12 protein-coding genes and 2 pseudogenes are annotated in these 12648 nt (G+C 58.2%); 3 read left to right on the plus strand and 11 right to left on the minus strand.

What is annotated here, in order from left to right:
• The first annotated feature begins 179 nt into the window (after positions 1–179).
• The 3 genes from ACZZZP_RS16150 to cmoB all read left to right on the plus strand — a co-directional run bounded on the left by ACZZZP_RS16150 (position 180) and on the right by cmoB (position 2382).
• A complete protein-coding gene (locus ACZZZP_RS16150) occupies positions 180–578 on the plus strand; it encodes a protease inhibitor I42 family protein (RefSeq protein ID WP_122493816.1) in 399 nt (132 codons plus the stop codon).
• Between the two features lie 107 nt (positions 579–685).
• The gene (cmoA, locus tag ACZZZP_RS16155) at positions 686–1429 is read left to right on the plus strand and encodes a carboxy-S-adenosyl-L-methionine synthase CmoA (RefSeq protein WP_463536704.1); all 744 of its coding nucleotides are present in this window, start codon (positions 686–688) and stop codon (positions 1427–1429) included.
• Positions 1426–2382, plus strand: a complete 957-nt coding sequence (gene cmoB / locus ACZZZP_RS16160) for a tRNA 5-methoxyuridine(34)/uridine 5-oxyacetic acid(34) synthase CmoB (RefSeq protein ID WP_463536705.1) — start codon at positions 1426–1428, stop codon at positions 2380–2382. The genes cmoA and cmoB overlap by 4 nt, the downstream gene beginning before the upstream one ends.
• Before the next feature lie 32 nt (positions 2383–2414).
• Here cmoB and pdxJ read toward each other — a convergent pair whose 3' ends face one another.
• The 11 genes and pseudogenes from pdxJ to rpoE all read right to left on the minus strand — a co-directional run bounded on the left by pdxJ (position 2415) and on the right by rpoE (position 12478).
• The gene (gene pdxJ / locus ACZZZP_RS16165) at positions 2415–3158 is read right to left on the minus strand and encodes a pyridoxine 5'-phosphate synthase (RefSeq protein WP_122493819.1); all 744 of its coding nucleotides are present in this window, start codon (positions 3156–3158) and stop codon (positions 2415–2417) included.
• Positions 3151–3850 (minus strand): annotated as a pseudogene (gene recO / locus ACZZZP_RS16170) (DNA repair protein RecO). The gene pdxJ and the pseudogene recO overlap by 8 nt, the downstream one beginning before the upstream one ends.
• Positions 3851–3873: 23 nt before the next feature.
• Positions 3874–4776, minus strand: a complete 903-nt coding sequence (gene era, locus ACZZZP_RS16175; protein WP_122493821.1) for a GTPase Era — start codon at positions 4774–4776, stop codon at positions 3874–3876.
• The gene (rnc, locus tag ACZZZP_RS16180) at positions 4769–5458 is read right to left on the minus strand and encodes a ribonuclease III (protein WP_122452879.1); all 690 of its coding nucleotides are present in this window, start codon (positions 5456–5458) and stop codon (positions 4769–4771) included. The genes era and rnc overlap by 8 nt, the downstream gene beginning before the upstream one ends.
• Positions 5455–5832 carry a DUF4845 domain-containing protein gene (locus ACZZZP_RS16185; protein WP_463383446.1) on the minus strand — a complete coding sequence of 126 codons (378 nt, stop codon included), beginning with the start codon at positions 5830–5832 and terminating at the stop codon, positions 5455–5457. The genes rnc and ACZZZP_RS16185 overlap by 4 nt, the downstream gene beginning before the upstream one ends.
• A 96-nt stretch (positions 5833–5928) precedes the next feature.
• The gene (lepB, locus tag ACZZZP_RS16190; RefSeq protein WP_122493823.1) at positions 5929–6783 is read right to left on the minus strand and encodes a signal peptidase I; all 855 of its coding nucleotides are present in this window, start codon (positions 6781–6783) and stop codon (positions 5929–5931) included.
• A gap of 5 nt (positions 6784–6788) precedes the next feature.
• Positions 6789–8588, minus strand: coding sequence for a translation elongation factor 4 (gene lepA, locus ACZZZP_RS16195; RefSeq protein WP_122493824.1), 1800 nt, complete (start codon positions 8586–8588; stop codon positions 6789–6791).
• 154 nt (positions 8589–8742) lie between these two features.
• On the minus strand, positions 8743–10179 hold the full coding sequence (locus ACZZZP_RS16200) for a DegQ family serine endoprotease (RefSeq protein ID WP_463383447.1): 1437 nt from the start codon (positions 10177–10179) through the stop codon (positions 8743–8745).
• 126 nt (positions 10180–10305) lie between these two features.
• A complete protein-coding gene (locus ACZZZP_RS16205) occupies positions 10306–11253 on the minus strand; it encodes a MucB/RseB C-terminal domain-containing protein (protein ID WP_463383448.1) in 948 nt (315 codons plus the stop codon).
• A gap of 8 nt (positions 11254–11261) precedes the next feature.
• Entirely contained in the window at positions 11262–11864 is a 603-nt protein-coding gene (locus ACZZZP_RS16210) for a sigma-E factor negative regulatory protein (RefSeq protein ID WP_463383449.1), read from the minus strand.
• A 31-nt stretch (positions 11865–11895) separates the two neighbouring features.
• Positions 11896–12478, minus strand: a pseudogene (gene rpoE / locus ACZZZP_RS16215) (RNA polymerase sigma factor RpoE).
• Positions 12479–12648 lie beyond the last annotated feature (170 nt).

Here is a 12648-nt window from a genome sequence, read left to right on the forward strand (position 1 = left end):
GCGCAAAGCACCGTCATCCCCGCGCAGGTGGGGATTTAGAGTTTTTGCTGTGACGGTGACCTTGAAGCCTCCAGTTTTGGAATCGAAGTGGCCGGAAATGGCGGAGGTTTGCCAGGCATAGCGCCATAATTTGGCGCTATGCTTGCCGCCACTCATCGCCCCTTGGACAGGATCAATTCATGACCGCTGCACGCCTGCTTCTCCCGATCGGCATCGCTCTGCTCGCTGCCTGCGCCCAACAACCTGGCAAAAATGTTGCCGTCCAGGTGGATAAGTCGAGCGACTGCCCGGCGACCTTGCGTCCCGGCCAGCAATTGATCGTGACCCTGAGCAGCAACCCCACCACCGGCTTTCGCTGGCAAACCAAAGATGCCGCCGCCAACGTGCTGCGCAGCCTTGGCCCAGAGGTTTACAGCAACCCGGAAGACGCCGGCATCGTCGGCAGCGCGGGCGTGTCGACCTGGCGTTTTCAGGCCACCTCGGCAGGCACGGGCGAGTTGCTGATGGCCTATCACCGCCCATGGGAACCAGAAGTCGCGCCGGCCGAGCTGTTCGACTGCCCTATCACCGTTAAATAAACCGAGTTCGCTGCGCAATCGCCGCTTAGCCCCTTTGCAGCCGAAGGGGCTGGCGGCGCTCGTGCAGCTGGTTAAAATGGCGCCCTTTTGAGCCAAGCGTAACCACCGTGAGCCAGGAATCCGACCGTCTCTTTGCTGTGCCGCTGCCTTCCGTGCCGGACTTCACCTTCAATGAAGCCGTGGCGCGCGTGTTCCCGGACATGATTAAACGCTCGGTGCCCGGCTACCCGACCATCGTCGAGAACATCGGAGTGCTGGCGGCCCAGTTCGCTCAGCCGCACAGCGTGCTCTACGACCTAGGCTCTTCGCTGGGGGCGGTCACCCAGGCCTTGCGCCGGCATGTGACCTGCAGCGATTGCCGGGTCATTGCGGTGGATAACTCCTGCGCCATGGTCGAGCGCTGCGCTGAGTACCTGCATGCCCAGGACTCGATGTTTCAGGAGTTGCTGCCGGTCGAGGTGGTTGAGGCCGATATTCTTGGCCTGCAACTGCAACCCACGTCACTGGTGGCGCTGAATTTCACCCTGCAATTCATCCAGCCGGACCAACGCTTGCAGTTGCTGACTCAGATCCGCCAGGCGTTGCTGCCGGGCGGTGCGCTGATTCTGTCGGAGAAACTGCGCTTCGATGATGAACAGGAACACGAGCTGCTCACCGAGCTGCATGTCGCCTTCAAACGCGCCAACGGCTACAGCGAGTTGGAAATTGCCCAGAAACGCAACGCCATTGAAAACGTGATGAAACCCGACAGCCTTGAGCAACACCGCGAGCGCCTGCTGGCCGCAGGGTTCAGCAAAGTAGTGCCGTGGTTCCAGTGCCTGAACTTTGCCTCGTTGATTGCCTTGCCATGATTGATTTATCCCCTTTGGTCCGCCACTTGGCGGGCACACCGTTGGCTACTTGGGCCAACGGCTTGCAAGCGCAGCTCGACAGCAAAATGGAAAAAGGCCACGGCGATCTCGAACGCTGGCAAGGCGCGCTGGACGCCCTTCCCGCTTTGCATCCCACACTGATTGATCTGGAAACCGGACTGCGCCTGGATTGCGACTGCGACGAAGCCACGCGCGCACAGATGCGTCAGGCACTGATGGGCTTGTCGCCGTGGCGCAAAGGCCCGTTCGACTTGTTCGGCGTGCACGTCGACACCGAATGGCGCTCGGATTGGAAATGGTCGCGGGTGTCGCCGCATTTGGATTTACGCGGCAAGCGCGTGCTCGATGTTGGCTGCGGCAACGGCTATTACCAATGGCGAATGCTCGGCGCCGGTGCCGACAGCGTGATCGGCATCGACCCCAACTGGCTGTTCTTCTGCCAATTCCAGGCCGTACAACGCTACCTGCCGGACCGCCGCGCCTGGCATCTGCCGTTCGCGCTGGAAGATTTGCCGGCGGGGCTGGAAGGCTTCGACACCGTATTTTCCATGGGCGTTTTCTACCACCGCCGCTCGCCCATCGAGCATTTGCTGGCGCTGAAAGACTGCTTGGTTAAAGGCGGCGAGTTGGTGCTGGAAACCCTGGTGATCGAGGGCGACGTCAACCAAGTGTTGGTGCCCGAAGACCGCTACGCGCAAATGCGTAACGTGTGGTTTTTGCCCTCAGTACCGGCCTTGGAGCTGTGGCTGCGCCGTGCCGGCTTCAGCGACGTGAAGTGCGTGGACGTCAGCGTGACCAGCGTCGAGGAACAGCGCAGCACAGAATGGATGCGCTATCAGTCGCTGAGTCACTTCCTTGATCCCAACGACCACAGCAAAACCGTGGAAGGCCTGCCAGCGCCGATGCGCGCCGTAATTACGGCGCGCAAATAACCCAAGCGCCATTTAACAATCGGGGTACCGCGTTAGCGATTCGCCGCCGCCACGATCAATTGCTTCATCTCCGCCACCGCCGCTTTGAAGCCCACAAACAACGCGTGCGCCACCAGCGCATGGCCGATGTTCAGTTCGTTAACGCCTTTGATCGCCGCCACCGCTTCCACGTTGTGGTAGTGCAAACCATGGCCTGCGTTGACGATCAGACCTTGGGCCAGGCCAAAAGCGACGCCGTCGGCAATTCGTTTCAGTTCATCGGCGGTTTCGCTTGGCGTGTGGGCGTCGGCGTAGCGGCCGGTGTGCAGTTCGATAGCCGGTGCGCCGATGCGCCGTGAGGCTTCAATCTGGCGCTCGTCGGCGTCGATAAACAGCGACACCTCACAGCCCAGTCGGGCCAGGCGCTCTACCGCCGCTTTGATTCGCGCTTCCTGGCCGGCAACGTCGAGGCCGCCTTCGGTGGTGAGCTCCTGGCGCGTTTCCGGTACCAGGCAAATGTGGGCCGGACGAATGCGCTCGGCGAAGCTGAGCATTTCTTCGGTCACGCCCATTTCGAAGTTCATGCGCGTTTGCAGCACGTCCTTGAGCAGCAGCACGTCGCGCTCTTGGATATGGCGGCGGTCTTCGCGCAGGTGCACGGTGATGCCGTCGGCGCCGGCTTCTTCGGCGTCGAGCGCGGCTTTTACCGGGTCCGGGTAGCGGGTGCCACGGGCTTGGCGCAGCGTGGCGACGTGGTCGATGTTCACGCCCAACAGAATTCGGTTGGCGTCAGTCACGGGGTGGCTCCTTCAACGTCATGAACAATTCACGGCTGACCAGCGGTCGGCCGCCTAAATGGGGTGCCAGGGCTTGGCGCATTAAACGTTTGGCGGCGGCAAGGGCGCCGGGCGCGGTCCAATCGGCTTCGACCATGGCGAGCAATTCGGCGCCTTGAAACAGCCCCGGTTGGAACAAATGAACCGGCTCTAAACCGGCATCGGGCAGCAGGCGATAGAGCTGACCGGCTACGACCGGCTGGCCGTTCAGGTCTTCACCGAGGGCAAAACCATACCCCCAGCTCATCGAGCAGGCGCCATTCGAACGCACGCAGCAACGGCTCCAGCGCGCGGCCGGCGGCCAAGGCTTCGAGCGTTGCGGCGTAATGCTCAAACAGAATGGGATGGGGATCTTCAGCGGGCAGCAAGCGCAGGATCAACTCGTTCAGATACAAACCGCTAAACAGCGCCTCGCCATTTAGCCAGCGGGGAATGCCGGCGGCTTCGAGGCGGCCAACGTTTTTCAGTTCGCCCCGCCCACGAAACTCGACTTCCACCGGCACAAACGGCCGAGCGAGCGTACCCGCCTTGCCGCGCGCACCACGAAGCACGGCGCGCAGCCGACCTTGTGGTGTGAGGAAATCAACCAGCGCGCTGCTTTCGCGGTAGGCCCGGCTATGCAGAATGAAGGCCGGTTGCGCGCTGTTTAACATGGGAAGCCTCGCAGCGACGGGGCTTAAAGGTCGGCGTAACCCAGCGAACGCAGGGCGCGTTCATCGTCGGACCAGCCGCCTTTCACCTTGACCCAAAGGTTGAGCATGACTTTGGAGTCGAACAGCACTTCCATGTCTTTGCGCGCATCCATGCCGATGCGTTTAATGCGCTCGCCTTTGTCGCCGATGATGATTTTCTTCTGGCCGTCACGCTCAACCAGAATCAAGGCGTGGATGTGCAAGGTCTTGCCCTGCTGCTTGAATTCTTCGATTTCGACGGTGATTTGATACGGCAGCTCGGCACCCAACTGACGCATGATTTTCTCGCGAACCAGTTCGGCGGCGAGGAAACGGCTGCTGCGGTCGGTGATCTGGTCTTCGGGGAAGAAGTGCTCGTTTTCCGGCAGGTATTTTTCGATCAGGCCTTCCAACGCGTCGAGGTTATGCCCGTGCTGCGCGGAAATCGGCACGATCTGCGCGTTCGGAAGCTGGCTTTGCAGCCACTCCAGATGCGGCATGAGCTCGGATTTATCTTCAATGCGGTCGGTTTTATTGATCGCCAAAATCACCGGACCTTCTACGTACTGCACGCGCTCAAGAACCATTTGGTCTTCGTCGGTCCAGCGGGTGCGCTCGACCACGAAGATCACCACGTCGACGTCTTTCAACGCAGCCGATGCGGTTTTGTTCATGTAGCGGTTCAGCGCTTTTTCACCGTTCTTGTGCATGCCGGGGGTATCGACGTAGATGGCTTGAACCGTGCCTTCCGTCTTGATGCCAAGCATGTTGTGGCGAGTGGTTTGCGGCTTGCGCGAGGTGATCGCCAGTTTCTGGCCAAGAATGTGGTTGAGCAGCGTCGACTTGCCCACGTTGGGCCGGCCGACGATGGCGACATAGCCACAGCGTGTTGCGGTTGAATCAGTCATGGCCATTCTCCACACCAAGGGCAATCAAAGCGGCCGCTGCGGCCACTTGTTCGGCAATACGGCGGCTGGCGCCCTGCCCGATGGTTTTGTCATTCAATAAGGTGATCTGGCACTCGACTACAAAGGTCCGGCAATGCGGATCGCCCTGGATATCCACCACTTCGTAGCGCGGCAGGTCGCAGCCGCGCGACTGCAGAAATTCCTGCAGGCGGGTTTTCGGGTCTTTGTTGGTGTCGACCAGCGTCAGACCGTCGAGTTCTGAGCTTAGCCACGCCAACACGCGCTCGCGCGCCGCTTCCATGCCAGCGTCCAAATAAATGGCGCCGATCAGGGCTTCCAGCGCATCCGCCAGAATCGACTCACGGCGGAAACCGCCGCTCTTCAACTCCCCGGAACCCAGGCGCAGGTATTCACCCAAATCGAAACCGCGGGCCAGAACGGCCAGGGTTTCGCCTTTTACCAAGCGCGCGCGCAAACGCGACAACTGGCCTTCGCGCGCCTGTGGAAAGCGCTCGAACAAGGCCTCGCCGGCAACAAAATTGAGGATGGCATCACCGAGGAACTCCAGGCGCTCGTTATTACGTCCGGCAAAGCTGCGGTGAGTGAGGGCCAGGATCATCAGATCCTGGTCTTGGAAGGTATAACCGAGCTGACGCTCTAAACGACTCAGAGCAGCACTCACGGCATACGCACGCGGAATTCTTTGTCGAAACGAGCGACGAGATCGAGGTTTTGAATGACCGGTTCGCGCTTCTCGTATTTCAGATGCACACGGAATTCGCCGTTTTCGATTTTAACTTCCATTGCTTTATCCAGATCGAGGCCGCGGATGCTATTGATCTGCATGCTTTTGACGACGTGCATACGGAAGTCGTGCTCGCTCTCGATGCCCAACGCTTTGTCTGTTTCCACCGACGTGATGGCCTTTTCCAACGCCATATTGTCCAAGTAATGCGGAAGCATCTTGAACGTGATGCTGGCAAAAAATGCCACTACAGATAGCAGAATCAGCCACCCCAGCAGCCCCATACCCTTCTGCGAACGCGCAAGCGCCATGTTTGACCTCAGTGTCAGTATTTTTTTAAAAGTCCACAGCCTCTGCGGGCCTGACTATATATAGCGTGCGGCGCTGGTTTTCGCAGCGCCGACAGATCAGTGAATCAGGCCTACCCGTGACAGAGTCGGCACGTTGCGCAATTTCGGATCAGCCCAGCTCAACCAGACCGCAAACGCTTTGCCGACGATGTTCTTGTCTGGAACCATGCCGAGCAATTCTTTCGGAATTTTCGGATCGTTCCAATAACGGCTGTCGTTCGAGTTATCGCGGTTGTCGCCCATCATGAAGTAATGACCGGCTGGCACGGTCCACTCGTTGCCCGGATCGGCGCGGTAGCGGTTCATTTCGATGCGGATCAAGTGCTCCACTTCGCCTAGTTTTTCCTGATACAGCGTGGCGCTGCCAAGGGAACCGGGCTCTTCGCCGAGCAGCTTTTTAGCCACTGACTCGCCGTTTACGAACAGCTGTTTATCGGCGGTGTAGCGCACCTTGTCGCCCGGCAAACCCACTACCCGTTTGATGTAGTTGATGGTCGGCTCGCTAGGATAGCGAAACACCATGACATCGCCGCGCTGCGGGTCGCCCACTTCGATGACCTTGGTATCAAGCACCGGCAAGCGAATGCCGTAGGCGAATTTGTTCACCAGAATGAAATCGCCGACTTCCAGCGTTGGCTTCATCGAGCCAGACGGAATCTGGAACGGTTCAACCAGGAACGAGCGAAGCACCAGCACGATCGCCAAAACCGGAAAGAACGATTTGCCATATTCCACCAGCAAAGGCTCGCGATTGAGCTGATCAAGCACGGCTTGATCGGGCTCGGCCACCTGCCCTTGGTAGGCGGCGACCGCTGCATTGCGACGAGGCGCCAACAGCACCAGGTCGAACAGAGCGAGCACACCGCAGACAGCCACAGCGATTACCAACAACAGCGGAAAATTGAACGACATAGGTATTAACCATCCAACCTGAGCACTGCGAGGAAGGCTTCTTGTGGAATTTCCACGTTGCCGACCTGCTTCATCCGTTTTTTACCGGCTTTCTGCTTTTCAAGCAGTTTGCGCTTACGGCTGACGTCACCGCCGTAGCACTTAGCCAATACGTTCTTGCGCAGCGCCTTGACGGTGGTGCGAGCCACAATCTGTCCGCCGATGGCAGCCTGAATGGCCACATCGAACATCTGCCGCGGAATCAGTTCTTTCATCTTTTCAGTCAGCGCACGACCTTTGTAATGCGCGTTGTCGCGGTGCACGATCAGCGCCAGGGCGTCTACCTTGTCGCCGTTGATCAGCACATCAAGCTTCACCAGATTGGCCGACTGATAACGGTCGAAATGGTAATCCAACGAGGCATAACCGCGGCTGGTGGACTTCAGACGGTCGAAGAAGTCCAACACCACTTCGTTCATCGGCAGGTCGTAGCTGACCTGAACCTGAGTACCCAGGAACAGCATGTCGCGCTGAACGCCACGCTTCTCGATACACAAGGTGATGACGTTGCCCAAATGCTCCTGGGGAACCAGGATATTGGCCCGCACGATCGGCTCGCGCATGTCTTCAATTGCCGACAAATCTGGCAACTTGGAGGGGTTATCGACGTAGATGGTTTCGCCATTTTTCAACAGCAATTCGAAGATTACCGTCGGCGCTGTGGTGATCAGGTCCAGGTCGTACTCGCGCTCCAGTCGCTCCTGAATGATCTCCATGTGCAGCATGCCGAGGAAGCCGCAACGGAAACCGAAACCCAGCGCATCGGAACTTTCGGGTAAGTATTGCAGCGAGGAGTCGTTGAGCGTCAGCTTTTGCAGGGCTTCACGGAAGTCTTCGAAGTCATCCGAGCTTACCGGGAACAGACCGGCGTAAACCTGCGGCTGAATACGTTTGAAACCTGGCAGCACGTCAACGTCCGGCGTCGAGCTGAGGGTCAGCGTATCGCCAACGGGGGCGCCGTGAATGTCTTTGATGCCGGCGATGATAAAGCCTACTTCGCCGGCTTTCAGGTCCACCGTGGCGGTGTGCTTGGGCGTGAACACACCCACGCTGTCCACCAAGTGAATCTTGCCGGTGGACTTGACCAGAATCTTGTCGCCCTTCTTCACGCAGCCGTGGCGCACGCGCACCAGCGAGACGACGCCCAGGTAATTGTCGAACCAGGAGTCGATGATCAGCGCTTGCAGCGGATCCTCAATATTGCCGGTGGGCGCAGGAATGGTGTGCACCAGACGCTCGAGCACTTCATCAACACCCATGCCGCTCTTCGCGCTGCACGCGACGGCGTCGGTGGCATCAATGCCGATGATTTTCTCGATTTCTTCTTTGACGCGGTCTGGATCGGCCTGCGGCAGGTCCATTTTGTTCAATACGGGCATCACTTCCAGGCCTTGCTCGATTGCGGTGTAGCAGTTCGCGACCGATTGCGCCTCAACGCCTTGACCGGCGTCGACTACCAGCAATGCGCCCTCGCAGGCAGCCAGCGACCGGCTGACTTCGTATGTGAAGTCAACGTGACCGGGGGTATCAATGAAGTTCAGCTGGTAGGTTTTACCGTCACGCGCCTTGTAATGGAGGGTGACGCTGTGGGCCTTGATGGTGATGCCGCGTTCGCGCTCGAGGTCCATGGAATCAAGAACCTGGGCTTCCATTTCGCGTTCGGACAAACCGCCGCACATCTGAATGAATCGGTCGGCCAGGGTCGATTTGCCGTGGTCGATGTGGGCGATGATGGAGAAATTACGGATATGACTCAGGTCACTCACGGATCAACACTCAAAAAGGCCGCAGGCAGATTGCCCGCCGAAAAATAGCCGGGAAGTGTACCCGATCGGCGGCAGGGGCGTCACCCGTGCCGCCGACAGGCGCCCACGAAAAAGGGCGGTAAAAACCGCCCTTTTGTGTATTACCGACTAAGCGTCACTCAGACAACTTGAAGGTAATGAAGCTTGCACGGCCTTCACGAAGCACGCGCATCGACACCGAACGGTTCTTCGGCAGCGCTTGAGCGACCTGGGTAAAAGTCTTCGCCGAATCAATGGCCTGGTTATTCAGGTGAGTGATGACATCGCCTGGACGCAGACCAATAAGAGCGGCAGGGCCGTCTTGTACTTCCTTGATGACCACACCGCCCTTGAGATCAAGCGCTTTGCGCTCGTCAGCGGTGAGCTCAGCAACCTTGACGCCCATACGATTGCTGTTGCGTTCCACGGCCGACTCACCGCCACCGTTGGCAGCGACTTCATCGTCATCGGCGGGCAGGTTGCCGATGGTCAATTCCACGGTCTTGCGCGAGCCTTCACGAATCACTTCCAACTGGGCTTTGCTGCCCGCCTTCATGCGGCCGACCAGGTGAGGTAGATCTGCCGACATGACGATAGGTTGGCCGTTTAGGCTCAAAATAACGTCGCCGACCAGCAGGCCGCCTTTGGCTGCGGGACCGTCTTCCATCACTTGAGCGACCAATGCGCCGGCTGGTCTATCCAGACCAAACGACTCAGCCAGGTCTTTGTTGACCTCTTGGATCACTACGCCCAGCCAGCCACGGCTGACTTTGCCTTCGGTTCGCAACTGATTGGCCACGTCCATCGCCACATCCATCGGAATGGCGAACGACAGGCCCATGAAGCCACCCGAACGGGTGAAAATTTGCGAGTTGATACCGATTACTTCGCCATTCAGGTTAAACAGCGGGCCACCCGAATTGCCGGGGTTGATCGCCACGTCAGTTTGAATGAACGGCACATAGCTCTCATTCGGCAGGCTGCGTCCCTTCGCGCTGACGATGCCGGCGGTAGCGGAGTGGTCAAAGCCAAATGGCGAGCCAATGGCGAGCACCCAAGCGCCAACTTTGAGTTCTTCCGATTTACCGATTTTCACGACCGGAAGATTTTTGCCATCAACCTTGAGCAATGCCACGTCGGTGCGAGGATCAGCGCCGATCAGCTTGGCTTTCAATTCGCTGCGGTCAGACAGGCGCACGATAATTTCGTCAGCGCCAGTCACGACGTGGTTGTTGGTCAGCACATAGCCATCGGGAGAAATGATGAAGCCGGAGCCCAGCGACTGCGCGCCACGCTGTTGCTGGCGGCCTTGGGGCGAGCGTTGCTGTGGGGGCATGTTGCGTTCGAAGAATTCGCGAAACATCGGCGGCAGACCTTCCAGATCAGGAATGTCTTGGCCGGAAGCGCCTGCAACACGGTCCGGAACCTTCTGCGTCGTACTGATGTTGACGACGGCCGGCGCGGCAGCCTCGACCAGGGTAGTGAAATCAGGAAGTTCAGCGTGGGCAGTTAACGTCTGCCCCAGTAAAAACAATGTCAGAAAGGCAGATAAGCCAGATTTAAGGCTAAGCATTGACTTCGGCTCCCATAAAGGAAAAGCAAGTACCACATGAATTGTCGCGCCGATAGAACGCGACATACGACTCTATGGTGAACACGCGAACCGTAACTGAGCGCTCGCGTGAAAATCTCGACAGCGTTATTGCGCCGCCTGCATGTCCCCGGCGCGCATCGATAGCGCGACACGCTCGGCAGTTCCTAACGGGATTTCGCCAATAACCGTGACCATCACGTCGCCCGAGGTGGTAGAGATGCGTTTGGAAACCGCAACAGTGGGACCCAACTGCGTGCGAGCATCTTCAACCGTGGCACCATTCAGCGGCTCGAGGAAAACCGAAAAACGCGCCAAACCATCGCCATACATCAGGCATGCGACAGGTTGGGAAGATAGCGCGCTGTGGCGCTCGACCGCGCTATTGAGACTGAAACCGGGCGGCATCCATTCGGAGTGCCACGCCTTCGGATCCACGGCCTTACTTTCGACAAAGCGAACGGGCTGGCAGCTCGAACCTGGTTTCAGGTCAGCTTCTGAAGGAGGGTTCATTTCGATAGTAGAAAACTGGAAACGCTCAAGCAGTTGGCCTTTTTCATTAAGCAGCAACGACTTCAGCGGCAAGCCTGTTTCGCGGTCTAGATGCAGCTCGAAGCCATAACGGTGCTGATCACGCGGCAACACCGCTAGCACCACCGCGTCCCGCCCAGCGACACGCGACTCGCCAATAATGCGCAAGTCGTACCAGGCTGAAAGTTGTTTGGTATCCAGCGCTCGAACAGGCCAACTCTGACCTTCGGCAACCTGATCGGCCAAGCCACCGCTTACACACTCGGTGCGACGCCCAACCTTCACCACTTCTTGCACCGGCCCGTCGAGTTGCAAAAGCCGCTCGCGCACTTCTGCGCCACCAGACGCCTGATGCCAGATTGTATGAGTGGAGAAACTGCCGTTACGTTCGTAGACAAACGTGCCGTGGAAACTTTGCTGCTGCTGGGCCTCAGCGAGGCGGCCCAGCCAATCTTGCGCGTCGGCGGCGCTAACTGGCTGGGCCAGCGCGCCACCTAACAGAAGCAGGTAGGAAAGTCCGCGCATGATCCTCCTCAGCGGTTTTCCAGACTTGCAGCACGCGCATAGGGCAACACACCTTCAGACGTGCTCATCGCAGCCTGCTGCGCGTGTTGACGCAGATAGCCCGGCAAGCGCTGCTCGTGCCAGTTCAATTGGCTCGGGCTTGAAGCTTTGGATTGCTGAGCGGAAACCGGCTCGGAGCTCTCGGTATAGCCAGCCAACAGAGCAGCGCCCTGTACTTGAGGCATTGGCAGCGTTGGCTGCACGTTGTTCTGGGCGAGTTGCGTACCCATCACTTCGTCTTGGTTATAGAGACGAACGCCAGCCAGAACCGCCAGAGTCACCGAGGCAGCAACTGCCAAGCGACCCAGACCGCGCCAACGACCCGCAACCACAGCTACAGGAGCAACAACCGGAGCAGCTTCATCGGCGAGCGCCTTGGACACCGCCGAAGCGATATCGAGGTTCGGTACCAGCAGATCTTTGTGCATAACTGCACGAGCTACTTGATAGCGCGCCCAAGTCGAGCGCAATTGGGCGTCTTCGCTGGCGCTGAGCACGCGGCGCAGCTCCAGCTCATCTGCCTCGTTATCCATAAGGGCGGATAACGATTCTTGCAGGGCTTCACGACTCATGGCGATTCCTCTCTTGGCTAGCGCCGCTGTCTCAGGCTCCCTGCAACAAAGGTTGCAGGACTTTATCAATGGCCTCACGGGCTCGGAAAATCCGCGACCGTACGGTACCTACTGGACATTGCATGACACTCGCAATGTCCTCGTAACTAAGACCATCAAACTCTCGCAAAGTTAGCGCGGTGCGCAAATCTTCTGGCAATTGTTCAATGGTTCGATGCACGGCGTTTTCAATCTCGTCCCGTAGCATCAACCGCTCTGGAGATTCGATGTCCTTGAGTGCGTGATCGCCCTCGTGAGAACTCTGCGTCTTCAGCGCTTACATCACTTTCTGGTGGGCGACGACCGCGCGACACCAGATGATTCTTCGCCGTGTTGATGGCGATGCGGTACAGCCATGTATAAAAGGCGCTGTCGCCGCGAAAATTAGCCAGTGCACGGAAAGCTTTAATAAACGCTTCCTGGGCAACATCCTGAGCTTCATGAGGATCGTGCACAAAACGCACTATCAACCCGAGAATCTTGTGCTGATACTTCAGCACCAACAGATCAAAAGCTCGTTTGTCGCCACGCTGCACCCGCTCGACCAACTGCTGATCATCTTCCTGGGTAAGCATGAACACTCCTCAATTGAGTTCGGAGAGAATGCTGTTCCAGCAAGTGAATCAACTTGCCAAGATAGACTCGGGTCTTGCGCAAAAGTTCTCCCCTCCAAACACGTTCCGCACACATATTCTTTTGTCTTGCACGGAATCGCGCAGCACGGCTAGCACGCCGGCTGCGCGGA

It is taken from the genome of Pseudomonas sp. AC211, assembly GCF_979258055.1.

What these genes read in the sequence shown, in the direction of transcription:
- era (WP_122493821.1), bottom strand. Translation starts at nt 4,776, where the DNA reads ATGACTGATTCAACCGCAACACGCTGTGGCTATGTCGCCATCGTCGGC.
- cmoB (WP_463536705.1), top strand. Translation starts at nt 1,426, where the DNA reads ATGATTGATTTATCCCCTTTGGTCCGCCACTTGGCGGGCACACCGTTG.
- ACZZZP_RS16205 (WP_463383448.1), bottom strand. Translation starts at nt 11,253, where the DNA reads ATGCGCGGACTTTCCTACCTGCTTCTGTTAGGTGGCGCGCTGGCCCAG.
- lepB (WP_122493823.1), bottom strand. Translation starts at nt 6,783, where the DNA reads ATGTCGTTCAATTTTCCGCTGTTGTTGGTAATCGCTGTGGCTGTCTGC.
- ACZZZP_RS16210 (WP_463383449.1), bottom strand. Translation starts at nt 11,864, where the DNA reads ATGAGTCGTGAAGCCCTGCAAGAATCGTTATCCGCCCTTATGGATAAC.
- ACZZZP_RS16200 (WP_463383447.1), bottom strand. Translation starts at nt 10,179, where the DNA reads ATGCTTAGCCTTAAATCTGGCTTATCTGCCTTTCTGACATTGTTTTTA.
- ACZZZP_RS16185 (WP_463383446.1), bottom strand. Translation starts at nt 5,832, where the DNA reads ATGGCGCTTGCGCGTTCGCAGAAGGGTATGGGGCTGCTGGGGTGGCTG.
- ACZZZP_RS16150 (WP_122493816.1), top strand. Translation starts at nt 180, where the DNA reads ATGACCGCTGCACGCCTGCTTCTCCCGATCGGCATCGCTCTGCTCGCT.